The sequence below is a fragment of the Arthrobacter sp. P1_D12 genome (assembly GCF_056406175.1).
The window spans coordinates 85,429-104,033 of record NZ_JBFUAR010000012.1; the positions used below are offsets into that span (position 1 = coordinate 85,429).

Consider the following 18,605-nt stretch of genomic DNA (forward strand, 5'->3'; position numbering starts at 1 on the left):
CAGCCGCTAGCGTGCCTCGCTGAGTTCCAGTCTGCTGCGGTATTCCACCGGGCTCCCGGAGATGGGGTCCACGAAGCGGATCCCGCGGGCCAGGAGCTGCAGCGGCTTGGCGTAATTGTCCGGAGCCTTGTCCAGCAGTTGCGGGTAGAACGCATCGTTGACGATCCCGAGGCCCAATGAGGCCATGTGCACGCGGAGCTGGTGGGTCTTCCCGGAGTGCGGCTCCAGCCGGTACAGTGCGCGGCGGTGCGGGCCGCCGTCGGCGTCGGGTGCGCCGTCGGGTGCGCCGGAAGCGTCAAACGTGCGCAGCCGCTCGATCCGGGTTTCCGCATTGGGTTCGCCGTCGACAACCTCGGCCAGCAGGTAGCTGCGGGACTTGGTCATCCGGTTCCGCACCACCACAGGGAAGTCCACCGCGGGATGGCCCGGTGCGGGCTCTGCGGCGGACACACACTCGTATTCCTTCTGGACCTGGCGCTTTTCGAAGAGCACCTGGTATTTGCCCCGGGTCTCGGGGTTCGTGGAGAGCAACAGGATGCCGGCGGTCATGCGGTCCAGGCGGTGCATGGGAATCAGGTCCGGGAGGCCGAGCTGGTTCCGGAGCCGGACCAGGGCCGATTCCTGGATGTACGTCCCGCCGGGGGTGGTGGGCAGAAAGTGCGGCTTGTCCACCACCAGCAGGTGATCGTCCTGGTGCAGAATGTTCAGCTCCACCGGGATCCGGGTCTCCGGCGGCAGGGTCCGGTAGTACCAGATGAACGTGTGGTCCTGCATCGGCGTGCTGCGGTCCAGGGCGATCCCCGCCTCGCCGACGATCTCGCCGGCGTCGAACCGGTCCTCGATGCCCTGCGGATCGATGTGCCCCCAGCGGTGCATCATGTAGTCCATCGCGGTCTCCCAGGGGCCCTCGTCCGGCAGGCGCAGACGCGTCGCGTTGACGCCGTCGCGCACGGGGAGGGGGGATTGCATCACCCGACCATTCTACGGGCCCGGCCTACCGCGCCCCCGCGCGGTGCTAGCCCCCCGCGGCCGCGACTCAGTACCGCTGCCCCGCCCGGGCCGGCCCCAGTTCGTCCGAGCCCCGCCGCCGCGACCGGGTCTGCGCCGCCCCGCGAGTTCCAGTTCGCCGGATACCTACGAGGTCGCCGGAAACATACGGCGACCTCGTACGCTTCCGGCGAACTCGCGATGCGCCGCCGAGTTGTGCCCGTCACGCCCCGCGCGCTGCCGCCGTCCGTGTCCCTCGCCTACCCGCCGTCCTCTCCCGCGGGGCCCGTGCTCCAGTTCGCCGAACCCGTGCCAGGTCGCCGGAAACACACCGCGACCTCGGACGCTTCCGGCGAACTCGCGATGCGCCGCCGCCCTGTGCCCGTCACGCCCTGCGCGCTGCCGCGTCCATGTCCCTCGCCTCCCCGCCCGCCCGCCGTCCTCTCCCGCCGGCGGCCCGTGCTCCAGTTCGCCGGACCAGGGCCAGGTCGCCGGAAAGGTCCGGCGACCTCGGATGCTTCCGGCGAACTCGCCATGCGCCGCTGCCCGCACGCGAGCGCCGACGAGAAAAAAGTTCTTGACAAATAAAATTGTCGGGGGGCAGACTGGAAGCATGTTGGACATCGGAGTAATTGAGGATCCGGCCGCGGCGGAGGCCTCGCTGGACCCGATCCGGACGCGGATCCTGCGCGAGCTGGCCGAGCCCGGATCTGCGACGCAGCTCGCCGCGAAGGTGGGCCTGCCGCGGCAGAAGGTGAACTACCACCTCAAGGCGCTCGAGCGGCATGGGCTCGTCGAGCTCGTCGAGGAGCGGCGGCGCGGCAACGTGACCGAACGCATCCTGCGGGCGACGGCGGCGTCGTACCTGATTTCGCCGGCGGCGCTGGCCTCGGTGGCGCCGGACCCGCACCGGTTCTCGGACCGCTTTTCCGCCTTCTGGCTGCTGGCACTCGCTGCCCGCATGGTCCAGGAGATGGGGCAGCTGATCGCCGGGGCGGCCGCGGCCCGGCAGAAACTCGCCACCTTTGCCATCGACGGCGAGATCACCTTCCGTTCGGCGGCGGACCGGGCGGCCTTCGCCGAGGAGCTCGGCGTCGCCGTGACCCGGCTCGTGGACAAGTACCACGACGGCGGTGACCTCCCCTCAGGTTCCCCGGCAGATCCGCGGGCAGGTTCCCAGGCAGGTCGCCGGCCGGAGGGACGCAAGCACCGGCTGGTTGTCGCGCTGCACCCGGCGCTCAAGTCGCCGCAGCCGAAGGCAGCGCACGCAGACCCACAAAAAGCAACCCCACAAACAGCAACCCCACAAACAAACCCACAAGCCAAGGAGCAGGACAATGACTGACCAACGGAAATTCGAAATCGTCTACGACACCGAACTGCCCGGTACCCCTGAGCGGGTGTGGGAGGCCGTCACCAAGGACACCCCGGCATGGATGTTCCCCACAGACCAATGGCCGGCGGTCCGGACCGTGGACGAATACCCCTCCCATCTGGTGTCCCGGATGGACGGTCCGGATGGCTGGTTCAACCAGCTGGAGCACGTCCTGGAACCGCTCGACGGTGGCCAGACCCGGCTGCACTACGTGCACAGCGGCATCTTTGCGGACAACTGGGATGAGCAGTATGACGGCGCCAGCAAGCACACGGCGTTCTATCTGCACACCCTGGGCCAGTACCTGAAGTACTTCGACGGCAAGCCCGTGGTCTTCACAGACATCCAGGCACCCGCCGCGTCGCAGACCCCGGACGGCTTCGACCGGCTCAAGCGGGCCCTCGGCGTCGACACTGCCGCTCCGGGGGAGACGGTGGAACTGGAGCTCGACGGCGTAGGGCCGCTGGCCGGCGAGATCGACTTCGCCAACGAGAACTTCCTCGGCCTGCGGACCGCGGATACGATGTACCGCTTCTTCGGGCGCAACGCGTTCGGCGCGCCGGTGGGCATGACCGTGCACGACTTCAGCGGCAGCGGGGACGCCGGGGCGACGGCCCAAGCCTGGACCGGGTTCCTGACGAAGGTCTACGCCTGATCCCGCGACGCGCATCCTGCCTGGCGATGCCCTGAACGTTCGAGTTCGCCGGGAACGGGCCGAAGTACCCGGAAATGTACCGCCCCATAGGTAGTTTACCGCCACCGGTTGCGCCGCAGCTGCGGGGAGGCCTCCATCCGGTCCTGCGCCGAACGCAATGCCAGCACGGCCGTCTCCAGCTGCTCCGGTGGCAGCGTGAACGGCAACCGCAAGTACTGCTCAAACGCGCCGCCGACGCCGAACCGGGGTCCGGCGGCGAGCCGGATTCCGACGTCGGGGGCCAGAACCGCCAGTGCCGTGCTGATCGGCGCCGGGAGTCGGCACCAGACGGACAGGCCGCCGTCGGGCCATTCGGGCTCCCAGCCCGGCAGGTGCTCCCGAATCAGTTCCACCAGTGTGTCCCGGTTCTCGCGCAGCGCGGAAAGCCTGTCGGGGAGCGGCTCTGTCATGGCGTTGACCAGATGCGCCCCGGCGAGCTGCTCCACCACCGGCCCGCCCAGGTCCAGGGTGGTGCGGGCGGCGGCGAAGCGCTGGATGAGGGGCTCGCTGGCGCGGATCCAGCCGGTGCGCAGCCCTGCCCAGTGCGACTTGCTGAGGGAACCGAGGGAGACCACCGCCGGGCTGAAAGCGGCCATGGGGGTCGAGGCGGCGCCGTCGAGGTTCAACTCCCGCAGCGTCTCGTCCACCACCAGCACAGTGCCCGACGCCGCGGCCGCCTTCACGAGCCGGCGCCGCTGGGAATCGGGCATCAGCCGGCCGGTGGGGTTGTGGAAGTCCGGCACCACGTACGCCATCGCGGGCCGCTGCTGGAGCAGCGCCGTTTCCATGGCCTCGATGTCCCAGCCGCCTGCGCCGATCGGGGCAAGACCGTTGTGGGCAAGGCCGTTGCCGCCTGCGCTGTGGACCCGGCCGCCGTGGACTCTGCCGCTGGGGCGTGCGCCGCCGGGGGCCGCGGCAGGCATGGCCACCGGGACCGGGCGGCAGCCCGCAGCCCGGATCGCGTCGAGGGCGTTCGGGTAGCTCGGATGCTCCACCAGCACCTTGGTCCCGGACCGCCCGGCCAATGTGCGGAGCACAATGTTCAGCGCGTGCTGGGCGCCGGAGGTGACCAGGACCTGCGCGGCCGTTGTCGGGACCCCGGCGGCGGTGTACCGGGCCGCAATGGCTTCCCGGAGCGGGCCCACGCCCAGGGCGTCATAGCCGAAGCCTGGCAGCAGGGCCGGCAATTCGGTCAGGGCCGCGGCAAAGGCCCGGTGCACCACTTCGCCGCTGGCGGGCAGGGAGGCGTAAGCCAGGTCCAGGATCCCGTCCGGCACCGCCAGGCCGGGCGCGCCACTCAGCCGCAGGGCTCCGTCGTGGCCGCCGGCATGCAAGGGCCCCTGGCTCGGGATGCAGCTCCTGCTCCGGCTGCCCTGGCCGCTGCTGAGGAAACCCTGCTCTCGCAGCAGGGCGTAGGCCGCCGTCACCGTGGTGCGGCTGATGCCAAGGGCCGCTGCCAGCGAGCGCTCGCTCGGCAGGGCGACGTCCAGGGCGACGCGGCCGTCGAGGATGAGCAGGCGGACGACGTCGGCCAGCTCGCGGTAAGCGGGGGCGGCGCCGACGTTCCACTCGCCCAGCAGGCGGGCCAGCGACCCCGGAGTCAAAGAGACGGACATAGAGCCAGTATTTCAAACTGGCTATGGATTGCAAGGCCAGTTTTCGTGGAGGATGGAGACCATGTTGACCCGCAGACTCCTCCAGCTCCTGATCGGCCTCGCTCTTTACGGCATTTCCCTCGCCATGGTCATTCGCGCCAGCCTCGGCACGGCGCCGTGGGACGTGCTCCACCAGGGGCTGGCGGCCAGGTCCGGGCTCAGCCTTGGGACGGTGGTGGTTGTTGTCAGCTTCCTGGTGCTGCTGCTGTGGATCCCGCTCCGGCAATGGCCCGGCGTCGGAACCCTGTGCAACGCGGTGCTGGTGGGGGTCTTCGCGGACATCGGGCTGGCCCTGATTCCACAGTTTTCGCATCTGGGCGGCCAGATCTGCCTGCTCGTCGGGGCCGTGCTGCTCAACGGCGTCGCCTCCGCCTGCTACATCGGCGCCCGCCTGGGCCCGGGCGCACGGGACGGGCTCATGACGGGCCTCGCCCGGCGGACGGGCTGGCCGGTCCGGGTGTGCCGCACCGGCATTGAAGTGCTGGTTCTTGGCGCGGGCTGGCTGCTGGGCGGCTCGGTTGGTGTGGGCACGGTGCTGTACGCGCTGGCCATTGGCCCCCTGGTGCAGTTGCTGCTGCCGCGGTTCACCGTTCCGGAAGCGCGTCCGGTCCCGGCGGCAGGAACTGAAGCGGCCGGAACTGAAGCGGAAGCCGCCGTAGCCGGGACGGCAGTTCCTGCGGCGGCGGTACCTGTGGCGGTCCCGGTGGCGGCGGGCAGCGGCCCGGCCGATTGATTCCCGCCGATGGATTCACGCGGGTTAGTTCCCGTGGGCCCCGTCAGCCGGCGCCTTCTGATCCGGTGCCCGGCAGGGGCTGGCAGGTGGGGCAGTAGTAGATGTCCCGTTCCTCGGTGACAGTGCCGGCGCCGTTCTCCTTGCCCAGGACGCCGCGGCGGATCGGAGTGCCGCATTTGAGGCACGGCTGGTGCTCGCGCCGGTAAACCCAGTAGCCGGGACGCCCGGCGGTGCGGCCCACCGGCACGCCGCGGGCGTTCAGGACGGTGGTCCGCCGGCCCGGCCCGAGGTTGGCGGAGAGCAGGACCTGGGCATCGGTGATGATGGCGGGAAGGTCCGGCACTGCCGAGACGGGCGCCGCCGGGTGGACGCCCGCGAGGAAGCAGGCCTCGCACCGGTAGATGTTTCCGATCCCCGCCAGCTTGCTCTGGTCCAGCAGGGCGACGCCGATCGGTACGTCCGGGGCTGCGAGCAGCCGGTGTTCGGCCTCGGCCGCGTCCCAGTCCGGGCCCAGCAGGTCCGGGCCGAGGTGCCCCACGATGGTGTCCTCCTGGTCGGTCCGGACCACCTCAAGGATGCCCAGGGAGAACCCGACGGCGTCGGCCGTGGCGGTCCGCAGTACGCAGCGGGCCGTGAAGCCGGGCTTCCGCCAGCGGCCCCCGGGCGGGTAGACCTGCCAGCTGCCCTCCATCTTCAGGTGCGAATGGATGGTGAGCCGGTCTCTGGGCGTCGGGCCCTGGACGCGCATCAGCAGGTGCTTGCCGCGGGGCACCACCTCGGCCACGGTCCAGCCGCCGAGCTTGAGGGTGGCGAAGCGCGGAACCCGGAAGTCGGAGGAGACCAGTTCCTTCCCGGCCAGGGCTGCGTGCAGCTGCGCGGCGGCGCGGAAGACCGAATCGCCCTCAGGCACGGATCCTCAGTCCCTTGGGGGTGGAATAGGCCCCGGCGTGGGCGAGGGCGGCCGCCACCGGGGTGTCCAGGATGCCGTGGCCGTTGACCTTTTCCATGATCAGCTTGTCCACCGCGCCTCGGGTCACCACACCCACCAGGGCCGTGCCGGCCGCGGCCAGAACGTCGGGGTCGTCGCTGAACGCGAGCAGGGTCTTGCCGCCGCGCTCGACGTACAGCGCCAGGGCGCCGTCGACCAGGACCACGAGGGCGCCGGCCTTCCGGCCCGGGCGGTGGCCGGTGCCGGCGTCGACGTTGAGCGCGGGCCATGGCAGCGCGGCGCCGTACGGGTTGGCAGGGTCGGTCGCGGCGAGGGCCAGGGCCACCGGTTCGGCCTTGTGCAGTTCGGCGTCCTCGACGTAGGACCGCAGCCGGTCCACCGTGGCGGGGACGGCGAACTGGGCCGCACCGAGGTGTTCGATGAAGTAGCCGCGGCGGCAGCGTCCGGCTTCCTCGAGCCGGGCCAGGACCTTGTACATGAGGCCGAAGCCGCCGAGGATGTTTTCTGCCATGACCGAGCCGCGGGTGACCACGCCGTAGCGGTCCAGCAGGAGCTCCGCGGTGGCGCGCGCATGGATGGTGGGATCGAGCTCGGGGGAGGGCAGCGCGGACCAGCGTCCCGCGGCGAGCGGGGGAGCGGGCGCGGTGCCGGTCACGGATCCGTACCGGCCGCCGGTGAGTCCCGGTGATCCGAGCAGGCCGGTGCCGTGGGCCCGTCCGAGCCGGCTGAGCCGCGGCGCGCGGGCCCGCGGGGCGCGCCCCACCTGCCGGTGCGCGGTGTGGCCGCCGGCGATCAGGGCCCTGACGGGGGCGAACGTGTCGCCGGTAATCCGGCCCGCCCAGGCGAGATCCCAGAGCGCGGCCACCACGTCCTGGTCGCTGAGCACCGAATCCATGCCGCCGGCAACCTCGGTCAGCTGCCGGAAGAAGTAGCCGCCGCCGTTGTTCTGCAGGTGCTCGAGGAGCCGTCGCTGCGCGTCGCCGGGTTCGAAGTCGATGGACGGGTTCAGCGTCAGTTCGGCCGAATCGGCGAGGTGCAGGCTCACCCAGCCGTCGTTGCCCGGCAGCGAGCCGGCACCGGACCAGAGGACCTCGCCGGCGGCCATGAGCTCGTCCAGCATGGCCGGCTGGTAGTTGGAGACGCGGCTGGCCAGGACAAGCGGCTCCCATGCCGAGGCCGGAATGGGCACGCCGGAGAGCTGGTCGATGGCCGTGATAATGCCGTCCAGGCCGCGGAGCGCCGACTGCCCGCGGCCGCCCGGGGTCCGCACGTTCTGCCAGGCGGGCAGGAACCGGCCGTAGGCGGCGGCGTCCACCGGCTCGACTTCGGCGCGGAGCGCGGCGAGGGAACGGCGGCGCAGCTTGCGGAGGACCTCGGCGTCGCACCATTCGCTCACATTGGCCGGAGGCAAAAGGAGAGGCAAAACAGTGGGCTGGAACGCCTCCTCGCCGGATCCCTCCACGCCGGAACCCTCAACCCCGGATTCTTCACCGCCGGCTGCCGTGCTGGCCGAGGTGACCGCCGGAGGCGCAGCGTGCGGGCGGAACTCTCCTTCCACCACGCGCCCGTCCGCGGCCAGCCGCTTCAGCGCCGTGCCGACGACGGCGACGCCCAGTCCCAGCCGCGCCGCGGCCTCGGCGGCGGTGAAGGGCCCGTGCGTGCGGGCATAGCGCGATACGAGGTCGCCGAGAGGGTCAGCGACCGGCTCGATGAAGGCCAGCGGCACGCCCATGGGCAGCGGCACGCCGAGGGCATCCCGGAGCCGGGCGGCATCCTCGACCGCCGCAAAGCGCTCGACTCCGCCGATGTTGACCTTGATGGCTCGGTTGGCACGCTGCAGGGCCGTGAGGTGGGCGGCGGCGTCGGCCTCCGTCGCCGGGCTTTCGGCTGGCAGCACCTCCGGGGTTTCGGCTAGCTCAGCCGGCAGGCCTTCGACAGGCAGGCCCCCTTGGCCGGTCCCGGCGGTCCCGGCAGCCTCGCTTCCCGGGGCTGGGCCCGCCACCGGCTCCAGTCGGGCGGCGACCTCGTCCGGCGAGAGCGGACCGAGGAGGCGCAGGAGGTCTGCGACGCCCTCCAGCCCACGCACCTGTCGGTCGCGGGCCAGCCGCTGCAGTTCGCGCTCGGTGGCCTCGATGACCTTCGCATCCAGCAGTTCGCGCAGCTCCACGCGGCCCATGAGCTCGTTGAGCAGGGTGGAATCGAGGGCCAGGGCGGCGGCCCGGCGCTCCGCCAGCGGGGAGTCGCCTTCGTAGAGGAACTGGGCCACGTAGCCAAAGAGCAAGGACTTCGCGAACGGGGAGGGCTGCTGGGTGGTGGTCTGGACGATCCTGAGCTCGCGGCGCTCGACCGACGCGGCGATGTCCTTCAGCGCCGGAAGGTCGTAGACATCCTGCAAGCACTCGCGGACCGTCTCGAGGACAATCGGGAACGTCGGGTACTTCCTGGCAACATCCAGCAGCTGCGCCGAACGCTGCCGCTGCTGCCACAAGGGCTGCCGCTTGCCGGGATTCTGCCGGGGCAGGAGCAACGCGCGGGCCGCGCACTCGCGAAACCGGGAGGCGAACAGGGCACTCCCGCCGACCTCGGCCGTCACGATCTGCTCGATTTCCTCCGGGTCAAACAGGAACAACTCGGCGCCCGGCGGCTCATCCTCCATCATGGGCACGCGCAGTACGATGCCGTCGTCGGCGGCCATGGCCGAGCCGTCCATCCCGTAGCGCTGCTGCAGGCGCTGGCCCACGGCCAGGGCCCACGGTGCGTGCACGGGCATGCCGAAGGGGCTGTGCAGCACCACGCGCCAGTCGCCGAGCTCGTCGTGGAAGCGTTCGACGACCAGGGTCGTGTCGCTGGGGACCACCTCGGTGGCGAGCCGTTGTTCGGCGAGGTACTGGATCAGGTTGTTCGCGGCGTAATCGTCCAGTCCGCTGGCCTTGCACCGCTCGGTGGCCGGCCCGACGTCGGACGCCGCCAGTTCGCGCATGAACGCGCCGAGGGCGCGGCCCAGGTCCACCGGCCGGCCCAGGGAGTCGCCCTTCCAGAAGGGGAGCTTGCCGGGCTGGCCGAACGCCGGCGAGACCAAGACACGGTCGTGTGTGATGTCCTCGATCTTCCAGCTGGTGGCGCCGAGGGCGAAGATGTCGCCAACCCGGGATTCGTAGACCATTTCCTCGTCGAGTTCGCCCACCCGGCGCCCGCCCTTGGCCGCGGCGGCCGCCGGGCTGGCTGCCCTGCCGTCCGCACTGGCGCCGGAGGAGCCGCTACCGCCCGTGCCCTCGACCTCGGTGCCGATGATGTAGACGCCGAACAGCCCGCGATCCGGGATGGTGCCGCCGGACGTGACGGCGAGCCGCTGCGCGCCGGGCCTGCCCTCGATGGTCCCGGCATTCCGGTCCCAGATGACCCGGGGGCGCAGTTCGGCGAACTCGTCCGAGGGGTAGCGCCCGGCCAGGAGGTCCAGGGTGGCCTCGAACGCGGAGCGGGGGAGCGAGGCGAACGGCGCCGACCGCCGGACCGTGTTGAACCAGTCCTCCACGTCGATGGCACCGAGGGCCGTGGCGGCGACCGTCTGCTGGGCCAGGATGTCCAGCGGGTTGGCCGGTACGCTCAGCCGCTCGATCATGCCCGCGAGCATCCGCTCCACGGTGATGGCCGTGTGGACCAGGTCTGCCCGGTGCTTCGGGAACAGGACGCCTTGGGAGACTTCGCCGACCTGGTGGCCGGCGCGGCCCACCCGCTGCAGGCCGCTGGCCACGGAGGGCGGCGACTCGACCTGCACCACCAGGTCCACGGCACCCATGTCGATGCCGAGCTCGAGTGAGGACGTGGCCACGACGCAGCGCAGCCGCCCGGATTTCAGGTCATCCTCGATCAGGGCGCGCTGGTCCTTGGACACGGAGCCGTGGTGGGCTCGGGCCAGCACGGGATCGGCGCCGGCGGTGCTCCCGGCCTGGGCCATCATGTGGGCCGGTGTGGCGGTGGACGTGGGCTGCGCGGCGGCACCGCCGGACGGCACGCCCACACCGCCGGACGGCACTGGACTCGGCACGCCCCGCGGCACGTCATTCGGCACGGCGTCGAAGTCCGGGGCCCCGGCGCCAAAGTCTGTCCAGCCGCCGCCGGCTGCCAGGAGCTGGCGTTCGGCGTAGATCTCGTTGAGCCGGGCGGTCAGCCGTTCGGCGAGGCGGCGGGAGTTCGCAAACACGATGGTGGACTGGTTGGCGAGCACCAGGTCCACGATCTTTTCCTCCACATGCGGCCAGATGGAGGCCTGGGGCTGCAGCCCGGAGGCCGGACCGGAGTCGAAGGCCCCGGCGGCGCCCTGGAGATCGGACATGTCCTCCACCGGGACGGAGACGGTCAGGTCCCAGTTCTTCCGTGACGGAGGGGCGACAATTTCCACCGGCGCCGAGCCGGCGAGGAACTGCGCCACCAGCTCCTTGGGTTCCACGGTGGCCGACAGCCCGATCCGCTGGGCGGGCTTGGGCAGCAGCGCGTCCAGCCGTTCCAGCGACACCGCCAGATGCGCCCCGCGCTTGGTGCCGGCGACGGCGTGGACCTCGTCGACAATGATCGTGTCCACCTCGCTGAGGGTTTCGCGGGCCTTGGACGTCAGCATCAGGAAGAGCGATTCCGGGGTGGTGATGAGGATATCGGGCGGGTGGCTGAGCAGCGAGCGGCGGTCCGACGCCGTCGTATCCCCGGACCGGACACCCACGGTAATGAGCGGGGCCGGGAGGTCCAGGCGTTTGGCGGTCTGCGTGATGCCGATCAGCGGCGCGCGGAGGTTGCGTTCGACGTCGACGCCGAGAGCCTTGAGCGGGGAAATATACAGCACGCGGGTCTTGCGCTTTGGCGCCTTGCCTTGAGCAGGCTTCCGGCGCCCGCCCTTGGCCGCCGGGTCCAGGCCGGGCAGGGCGTCGGGCTCTGCGGGCGCGGAGACGAGCAACCGGTCCAGCGCCCAGAGGAACGCGGCGAGCGTCTTGCCGGAGCCGGTGGGTGCGACGACGAGGGCGTGCGCACCGGAGGAGATGGCATTCCAGGCGCCGTTCTGGGCCGGGGTGGGCGCGGAAAAAGCGCCCAGGAACCAGTCCCGGGTCGGCCGGCTGAACCGGTCCATGGCGTCGGCCGCGAGTGTGCCGCCGGCGAGCTCCTGCCCCTTCATTCCTCCATCATGCCCTAACCCGCCGACACTATTGGCCGGGCCCCATCATGGGGCGGCGGGCCCCATCGTGGCGCCCGCCGGGTCCCGCGGGGGCCAGATGCTCCCGGACGGGCGGGAGCGCCGGCACGCTGGAGCAGAGACGCGGGGGACGGGTGTTACTTGGGCTGGAAGGCACCGATGGTCAGCAGGTTGATCTCCGTGTTCGTGCAGGCGTCCAGTTGCTGCGGGATGAACAGCGACGCGGTGTCGTTGGGCGGGTAGACCCGGAATCCTGCCGCCGGTGTCTTGGTGCAGTCCGGGTAGTTGGCGGCCTGGGTGTAGCGCAGGGTGGCTGTGCCGGCCTTGCCCGGGGCAAGCGTGACGTCGGTAACCGGGCCCGAGTCGTCGCGGGTGGCGGCGGCGCCGATCGGCTCACCGTCGGCCCCAGCTGTGAGGGAGACGCCCGCGAAGCCCTTCAGCAGGCACGGTTCGGTGCCGGAGTTGGTCAGGATCAGCTGCATGTAGATGCTGCCGGCCGCGCCGCCGCCCGTGGCGTCGGTGGTGCCGGTCAGGCTTGCGGCCTTGCACAGCTCGGGGCCGGCCTTGGCGGCGGACGGTGCGGCGGCCGCAGAGGATTCCGGCGCGGCGGGAGACGTCGCCGGCGGCTGGCTTGTTTCCGTGGCAGACGGGCTGGGCGGGGACGTGGCCGACTGGGCCTGCGTCGAGCTGCCCCCGCAGCCGCTGAGAAGGAGGGCCGCCGCGGCAGCCATTGTCACAACCAGTGCGTGCTTCATTCGCTGAGACCTCATGGCTCAACCATTATCCCCGCCGTTGCCTTAGTCAACGATGCCACTGCGACGGAGCCCGATTGATGTCCGGATTGTGATTTCCCGGCATCGGCCGAGGTCAACTGCGCCGCGTGCTCTTTCCCGGAGCCGGCGAGCAGCTGCCCTAGTCGGTCTCGGGCCCCGAGCAGTAGTGGCAGTCGTCGGGGCAGGAAGCGGCCCAGGGGTCCGTCCCGGCCGCGGACCCCGACAGGATTTCCGGCTGCCATGCCAGGACCGTTGGCCGGTCAGTTGCCAGCATGGCCAGCTCCTTCGGGGTCTGCCACGCTCAGTTCAAAGCCGTCGGCAACGTGGAACAGCTGCCGGTGCCCGCCGTCGGAGAGCACCCATACGACGTCGCCGTCGGGCGTGCGGTTATCGACCAGGCCCGCGTGCTCAAGGCGGCCGCCACGGTGGAGGTGGACGGCGTCGCCGATCTCGACGTCGTCCCAATGGGCGGCGCTGCTGGAAGGCCGGTTTTTCTGCAAGGTCATGAGGAGTCCTGAACGGTCACGGGGAAACGAGGATGTGACCCAGCTAACCGCGAAATGGCCTCCCGTCTCAATGGTCAAGTGAATGAGACACCGACCTACTGTTGTGCACAAGTCCAGGGCCGAAGTCCAAGGGCAGAGGTCCCGGGCAGAAGTCCGGACGTTAGGCGGCCGGGTACGTATCCGTGGGTGCTGTGCGCCGGGTCAGCCAGGCAAAGGTGGGCGGAGGCGGCGGTGGAACAGCCGCCCCGGCGGCGCTGCTCCCCGAGGTGCCCCCCGCTGCCGCGCGGCGCCGGCGCAGTTCCAGGGCGAGGCTCTCCTGGCCGCGGGCCATCGCCCAGCGGTGGTTGGCGGCGAAGGCCGGCTTCAGCAGCCAGCTCAGCCGCCGCAGCAGGGGCTTGGCGGCGCTGACGCGCCAGTCGTAGGTGATGACCGTTTCCGGCCCGTCCGGCTCGAAGGTCCAGCGGCCGGTGCCGTTCAGATCGCCTGCCGCGGTGAGGGCGAAGCCGCGGCCGGTGATTGGCTCCGTAACCGTGAGGGTCCAGCGGAGCGTATAGGGCAGCCAGCCCGTCGTGTGCAGACGCGTGGGGCGCGGAATGCCGGGCCCGGGCTCCGGGCCGCCGGCCACGGACTCGACGCTGAGATAGACGGAAGGCCACCACAGGGGCAGGGCTGTGGCATCGCCCAGGACGGCCGCGACCTCCTCCGGCGTACCCGCCACCCGCCAGACGGTCCGGAACTCATAATCGGTGCTGCCCATCGGGGTCTCCTTTCAGCCCTGCGTTTCAGCCCTGCGTGGATGCCCTCACTATCAATTCCGGCGGAAAGACCACCTGGGTGGGTGCAAAGCCGTCCTCCGCTGCCGCCTCCCGGAGCAACAGTTCCAGTGCGGTGGAGCCGATGAGGGCGCTGGGCTGCCGGATGGAGGACAGCGGCACGACGGCGGCGGCGGCGAACTCGATGTCGTCGTAGCCGATCAGGGCGATCTCCTGCGGCACCTTGACGCCGCCCATGAGCATCAGGCCCTGCATGGCACCCACGGCAAGCAGGTCGTTGGCTGCAAAGATCGCATCCGGGCGTTCGGCTTCGGGCCGGGAACGGATGGACTCGCCGGCCGCCCTGCCCGAAAGTACGGTCAGGGATTCCGTGGCGATGACCTCGAGCGTTGCACCCGCCACGGCGTCGATGGCCTTCCGCGCCCCTGCCAAACGGTCCGCTACCTGCCGGATGCTTGCCGGGCCGCCGATAAACGCGATCCGCCGTCTGCCCAGCGACAACAGGTGGGCCGCAGCCATCTCCCCGCCCGCCAGGTCGTCCACGGCCACCGAGGAGAAGCTCGTGTTCTCTGTCTGCCGGTCCACGAGCACTGTCGGGATGCCCCGGCGCCGGAGCTGCTCCAACCGGGGAATCACATTTCCTACCGGGGACAGCAGCACGCCCCGCACGCGCTGCTGCTCAAAGAGGTCCAGATACGCGGATTCCCGGCCCTCGTCCTCGTTGCTGTTGCCGACGAGGACGGTGAAGTTCTCCGCGGCGGCGCGGTCCTCCGCGCCCCGGGCCAGATCCGAGAAGAAGGGGTTGGCAGCGTCCAGGACCACCAGGCCGATGCTGTGGCTCATGCCCGCGCGCAACTGGCGCGCGGCGTCGTTCCGGACGAAGCCGAGCTTGTCGATGGCGGACTGGACCCTCAGGGTAACTTCCGCGGAAACCTTCTGCGGCCGGTTCAGCACATTGGAGACCGTCCCCACCGAGACGCCGGCCAGTGCCGCGACGTCCTTGACGCTCGCTGAAACCATTTCCTGTGCTCCTGAAGGTGGACGCCGCAGCCCTTGGGGCCAGGCGGCGCGTACGCAAAATAGTCACTTCAGGATACCCGTCCGGGGTCCACTTTGAACCCTTTCATTGAAACGAATCAAAAGCCGCGTCGCGAATGCCTGACGTCAGTTGACGTGTTGATTTGAAGACCTTATGATTCAAATCACAACTCGTTATGAAACGATTCATTGCGTGTTCACTAGGCACAGTTCACTAAGCCCCAAAGGTGCGGTCAATTTTATGCAGCAGACACACAGTTCCCGGTCCGGCCCCGCTGAGGGGGAGCAAGTTCCGGTTCTCACGCTCTCCCACGCAGCCAAGACCTTCGGCCCGGTGGTCGCCCTGGCCGACGGCACCATCCACATCGAGGCTGGCGAAATCCACGCACTCGTCGGCGAGAACGGCGCCGGCAAGTCCACGCTGGTGAAAATCCTCGCAGGCCTGCACCACCCCGATTCCGGCGACTTCCAGGTGGCAGGCCAGAGCGTCCAGTTCCGCAATGTTGCCGAGAGCAAGGACGCCGGAATCTCGGTCATCTACCAGGAACCCACGCTCTTCCCGGACCTGAGTGTCGCGGAGAACATTTTCATCGGCCGCCAGCCCAAGGGCCGCTTCGGGCTCATCAGTAAAGCGACCATGGTCAGGGAGGCGCGCAAGCTGTTCGAGCGCCTTGGCGTTCCGATCGACCCGACCCGCATCGCCGAAGGCCTGTCCATCGCGGACCAGCAGATCATTGAAATCGCCAAGGCCATTTCGCTGGACGCCAAAGTCCTGGTGATGGACGAGCCCACGGCAGCCCTCAGTGGCGTCGAGGTGGAACGGCTGTTCTCCGTGGCCCGGAGCCTCCGGGACCGCGGGACCGGCATCCTCTTCATTTCGCACCGTTTCGACGAGGTCTTTGACCTGTGCGACCGCATCACCGTGATGCGGGACGGCCGGTACATCTCCACCCACCGCACGGCAGACGTCACTGTCGAGCAGATCGTTCGCGAGATGGTGGGCCGCGACATTGGCGCCCTGTTCCCCAAGACGCCTGCCGAGATCGGCGACGTGGTCCTGAAAGTGGACGGCCTCAGCCGCGCCGGGGTGTTCCGCGATATCAGCTTCGAGGTCCGCGCCGGGGAAATCGTTGCCTTGGCCGGCCTCGTCGGCGCCGGCCGCACCGAGGTGGCCCGTGCCGTATTTGGCATCGATCCCTACGACGCCGGCGATATCACCTTCGACGGACGCAAGCTCAGGCCGCGGAATCCCCAGGTGGCCATCACCGCCGGCATGGGGTTCGTGCCGGAGGACCGCCGCAAGCAGGGCCTCGTGATGGACCTGTCCGTGGCCCGGAACGTCACGCTCACGCTGCGCAACAAGTACACGACGGCGGGCCTGATCAACGGGGGCGCCGAGCGGCGCGCGGCCCAGGAATGGAGCAAACGGCTCCAGGTCAAGACCGGCTCGCAGGAGTACGCCGTCTCCACGCTCTCCGGCGGCAACCAGCAAAAGGTGGTGCTCGCCAAGTGGCTGGCCACGGACCCGCGGCTGCTGATCATCGACGAGCCCACCCGCGGCATCGACGTCGGCACCAAGAGCGAGGTCCACCGGCTCATATCGGACCTCGCCGGGCGCGGGATCGCGATCCTGATGATCTCCTCCGAACTGCCCGAGGTCCTCGGCATGGCGGACCGCGTCCTGGTCATGCGCGAAGGCCGGATCACCGCCGAACTCGACCGTGCCGACGCGAACCCCGAATCGGTCATGCACGCCGCCACGTCTTCCGCAGGAGGAACCCTGTGAGCTCAGCTCTGGACCACAAGAACGCAACGACGCCGGCACCCGACGCCGGCGCCCGGGGCGCCGTCGCCTCGCTGCTGCGGATGCGCGAACTCCCCGTGCTGATCGCGCTGGCACTGCTGGTACTCGTCACCTACCTGATCAACCCGCTGTTCCTCACCGCGCAGGGCGTGAAGGACCTGCTGCTCAACGCCACGATCATCATGATTCTGGCGGTGGGGCAGACCCTGCTGATCATCACCAGGAACATCGACCTTTCCGTCGGCTCCATGCTGGGGCTGGTCGCCTTCGGCACCGGCTCCCTTTTCTCGGCCATGCCCGACGTGCCGATCATCGCAGTCTTTGTGATCGGCATGGCCTTCGGGGCGCTGCTGGGCGCCGTCAACGGCGCCCTGGTCACCCTGGCCAAAGTGCCCGCCCTGGTCATCACCCTCGGGACGCTCTACGTGTACCGCGGCCTGAACAATGCCTGGGCCGGCGGCAAGCAGTACTTCGCCGGCGACCGTCCGGAGGAGTTCGGCGCCCTCTCGGTGAACACCTTTCTGGGGTTCCCCGTCATCACGCTGCTGGCCATCGTCGTCGTGATTGCGGTCGCCATCTACATGTCCGGCACCCGCCCGGGCCGTGACCTGTACGCCATCGGCTCGGACCCGGACGCGGCCACCGCCTTCGGCATCAAGGTCTCCAAGCGCGTGTTCCTCGCGTTCCTGGCCAACGGCGCGCTCGCCGGCCTGGCCGGTGTGCTTTACGCCAGCCGCTTCAACTCCGTCGGCGCCACCACCGGCACCGGGATGGAACTGACCGTGGTGGCGGCCGCCGTCGTCGGTGGTGTGGCCATCTTCGGCGGCAGCGGATCGGTGACCGGGGCCGCGCTCGGCGCCGTCCTGCTGACCACCATCACCAGCTCCCTGACCGCCCTGCGGGTGGACAAGTTCTGGCAGCAGGCGATCGTCGGCGTGCTGATCCTCACCGCCATCATCATCGACCGCGTGGCCAGTCTGCGCACAGCCAAGAAACTGCGGATTAGCGAGGCTCGCAATGTCTGAAACGTCCACCACCAGCACGGCGCCGGCTCCCGTGGCTGACAACACCAAGCCGCTGGCCAGCGAACCGAAGGGCCGGACCGGCGCCGCGCGGATCCTGATGGGCCGTGACGCGGTCACCATCTACGCCCTGATTGCTTTCCTGATCTACGCCGCCATCGCCATCCCGCGCTTCGCCTCGCCGGTCACCACCGGCTTCCTGCTCCTGGACGTGATCCCGGTCCTGCTGATTGCCATGCCGATGACGCTGATCATCATCACGGGCGAAATCGACTTGTCCGTGGCCAGCACCGCCGGCCTGACCAGCGCCCTGATGGGCGTCCTCTGGGCCGGCGGGACGGACATCTGGCTGGCCCTGGCAATCAGCCTGCTGGCAGGAATTGCCGCCGGCATGTTCAACGGCTTCCTGATCGCGGTCCTCGGACTGCCCTCCCTGGCGGTCACCATCGGCACCCTGGCGTTGTTCCGCGGCCTGGCCCTGGTCATCATCGGCGACAACGCCGTGGCCAACTTCCCCAAGGCGCTGACCGCCTTCTTCACCTCCAAAATCGGCGGCACCGGCATCCCCACGGTGATGATCGGCGTCGTCGTGGTGATGGTCTTCTTCGGCGTGCTGCTGCACTTCACGCCGTTCGGACGCGGCCTCTATGCGATGGGCTACAGCAAGGAAGCCGCCAGCTTCGTGGGGATCAACGTCGCCCGCAGCAAGTTCTGGCTCTACGTCGGGTCCGGCGCCGTTTCGGCTCTCGCCGGCATCTACTGGACGCTGCGCTACACCAGCGCCCGCAGCGACAACGCCTCCGGCCTGGAACTGGCCGTCATCGCCGCCGTCCTGCTTGGCGGCGTGTCGATCTTCGGCGGCAAGGGCTCCATCCCCGGCGTCATCGCCGGCGTCCTGCTGATCGGCACGCTCAACTACGCCCTCCGCCTGGCCCGGGTGTCCGACGTCGTCCTCATCACGGTGACCGGACTGCTGCTGATCCTCTCAGTGGTGGCGCCGAGCATCGGCTCCGCCATCAGGCAATGGCGGCACACCCGCCGCGTCCGCCGAAGTTTCACCCGCAAGGCCACCTGAAATCTGCCCACCACAACAAACCGCGCCCGCCTGGGACCGGCT

15 protein-coding genes are annotated in these 18,605 nt (G+C 69.8%); 6 read left to right on the plus strand and 9 right to left on the minus strand.

Annotated features, from left to right (window positions below; translation table 11 throughout):
- Positions 1-6: 6 nt before the first annotated feature.
- Positions 7-969, minus strand: a complete 963-nt coding sequence (locus tag AC1DZV_RS10515) for an RluA family pseudouridine synthase (protein WP_476953706.1) — start codon at positions 967-969, stop codon at positions 7-9.
- 631 nt (positions 970-1,600) lie between these two features.
- Here AC1DZV_RS10515 and AC1DZV_RS10520 point away from each other — a divergent pair.
- The gene (locus AC1DZV_RS10520; RefSeq protein ID WP_476949862.1) at positions 1,601-2,332 is read left to right on the plus strand and encodes a helix-turn-helix domain-containing protein; all 732 of its coding nucleotides are present in this window, start codon (positions 1,601-1,603) and stop codon (positions 2,330-2,332) included.
- Complete coding sequence (locus AC1DZV_RS10525; RefSeq protein ID WP_476953669.1) at positions 2,325-3,017, plus strand: SRPBCC family protein; 693 nt, start codon at positions 2,325-2,327, stop codon at positions 3,015-3,017. Before AC1DZV_RS10520 ends, AC1DZV_RS10525 begins: the two co-directional genes overlap by 8 nt.
- Positions 3,018-3,112: 95 nt before the next feature.
- Here AC1DZV_RS10525 and yczR read toward each other — a convergent pair whose 3' ends face one another.
- Positions 3,113-4,672: a MocR-like transcription factor YczR gene (gene yczR / locus AC1DZV_RS10530; protein WP_476953670.1), complete on the minus strand. Its 1,560-nt coding sequence runs from the start codon at positions 4,670-4,672 to the stop codon at positions 3,113-3,115.
- A 61-nt stretch (positions 4,673-4,733) separates the two neighbouring features.
- Between yczR and yczE the strand changes: the two genes are divergently transcribed.
- Positions 4,734-5,444: a membrane protein YczE gene (gene yczE / locus AC1DZV_RS10535; protein WP_476949859.1), complete on the plus strand. Its 711-nt coding sequence runs from the start codon at positions 4,734-4,736 to the stop codon at positions 5,442-5,444.
- 43 nt (positions 5,445-5,487) lie between these two features.
- On the opposite strand, the gene AC1DZV_RS10540 is transcribed toward yczE, so the two are convergent.
- The 7 genes from AC1DZV_RS10540 to AC1DZV_RS10570 form a co-directional block, all read right to left on the minus strand.
- Positions 5,488-6,354, minus strand: coding sequence for a DNA-formamidopyrimidine glycosylase family protein (locus AC1DZV_RS10540; protein ID WP_476949858.1), 867 nt, complete (start codon positions 6,352-6,354; stop codon positions 5,488-5,490).
- The gene (locus tag AC1DZV_RS10545) at positions 6,347-11,554 is read right to left on the minus strand and encodes an Lhr family helicase (protein ID WP_476953671.1); all 5,208 of its coding nucleotides are present in this window, start codon (positions 11,552-11,554) and stop codon (positions 6,347-6,349) included. Before AC1DZV_RS10545 ends, AC1DZV_RS10540 begins: the two co-directional genes overlap by 8 nt.
- A 155-nt stretch (positions 11,555-11,709) precedes the next feature.
- Positions 11,710-12,327 (minus strand): DUF4232 domain-containing protein, encoded by a 618-nt coding sequence (locus tag AC1DZV_RS10550; protein WP_476953672.1) that lies wholly within the window; start codon positions 12,325-12,327, stop codon positions 11,710-11,712.
- 157 nt (positions 12,328-12,484) lie between these two features.
- Positions 12,485-12,619 carry a hypothetical protein gene (locus AC1DZV_RS10555; RefSeq protein ID WP_476953673.1) on the minus strand — a complete coding sequence of 45 codons (135 nt, stop codon included), beginning with the start codon at positions 12,617-12,619 and terminating at the stop codon, positions 12,485-12,487.
- Positions 12,606-12,851, minus strand: a complete 246-nt coding sequence (locus AC1DZV_RS10560) for a hypothetical protein (RefSeq protein ID WP_476949854.1) — start codon at positions 12,849-12,851, stop codon at positions 12,606-12,608. Before AC1DZV_RS10560 ends, AC1DZV_RS10555 begins: the two co-directional genes overlap by 14 nt.
- A gap of 160 nt (positions 12,852-13,011) precedes the next feature.
- A complete protein-coding gene (locus AC1DZV_RS10565; protein ID WP_476953674.1) occupies positions 13,012-13,608 on the minus strand; it encodes an SRPBCC family protein in 597 nt (198 codons plus the stop codon).
- A 25-nt stretch (positions 13,609-13,633) separates the two neighbouring features.
- Positions 13,634-14,644 (minus strand): LacI family DNA-binding transcriptional regulator, encoded by a 1,011-nt coding sequence (locus AC1DZV_RS10570; protein ID WP_476953675.1) that lies wholly within the window; start codon positions 14,642-14,644, stop codon positions 13,634-13,636.
- 259 nt (positions 14,645-14,903) lie between these two features.
- On the opposite strand from AC1DZV_RS10570, the gene AC1DZV_RS10575 reads away from it, so the two are divergent.
- From AC1DZV_RS10575 to AC1DZV_RS10585, 3 genes are read left to right on the plus strand one after another with little or no spacing between them, the layout of a single operon-like run.
- Positions 14,904-16,448 (plus strand): sugar ABC transporter ATP-binding protein, encoded by a 1,545-nt coding sequence (locus AC1DZV_RS10575; RefSeq protein ID WP_459383810.1) that lies wholly within the window; start codon positions 14,904-14,906, stop codon positions 16,446-16,448.
- Entirely contained in the window at positions 16,445-17,491 is a 1,047-nt protein-coding gene (locus tag AC1DZV_RS10580; RefSeq protein ID WP_243182157.1) for an ABC transporter permease, read from the plus strand. The genes AC1DZV_RS10575 and AC1DZV_RS10580 overlap by 4 nt, the downstream gene beginning before the upstream one ends.
- Positions 17,484-18,563: an ABC transporter permease gene (locus AC1DZV_RS10585; protein ID WP_476953676.1), complete on the plus strand. Its 1,080-nt coding sequence runs from the start codon at positions 17,484-17,486 to the stop codon at positions 18,561-18,563. Before AC1DZV_RS10580 ends, AC1DZV_RS10585 begins: the two co-directional genes overlap by 8 nt.
- The last annotated feature ends 42 nt before the right edge of the window (positions 18,564-18,605 follow it).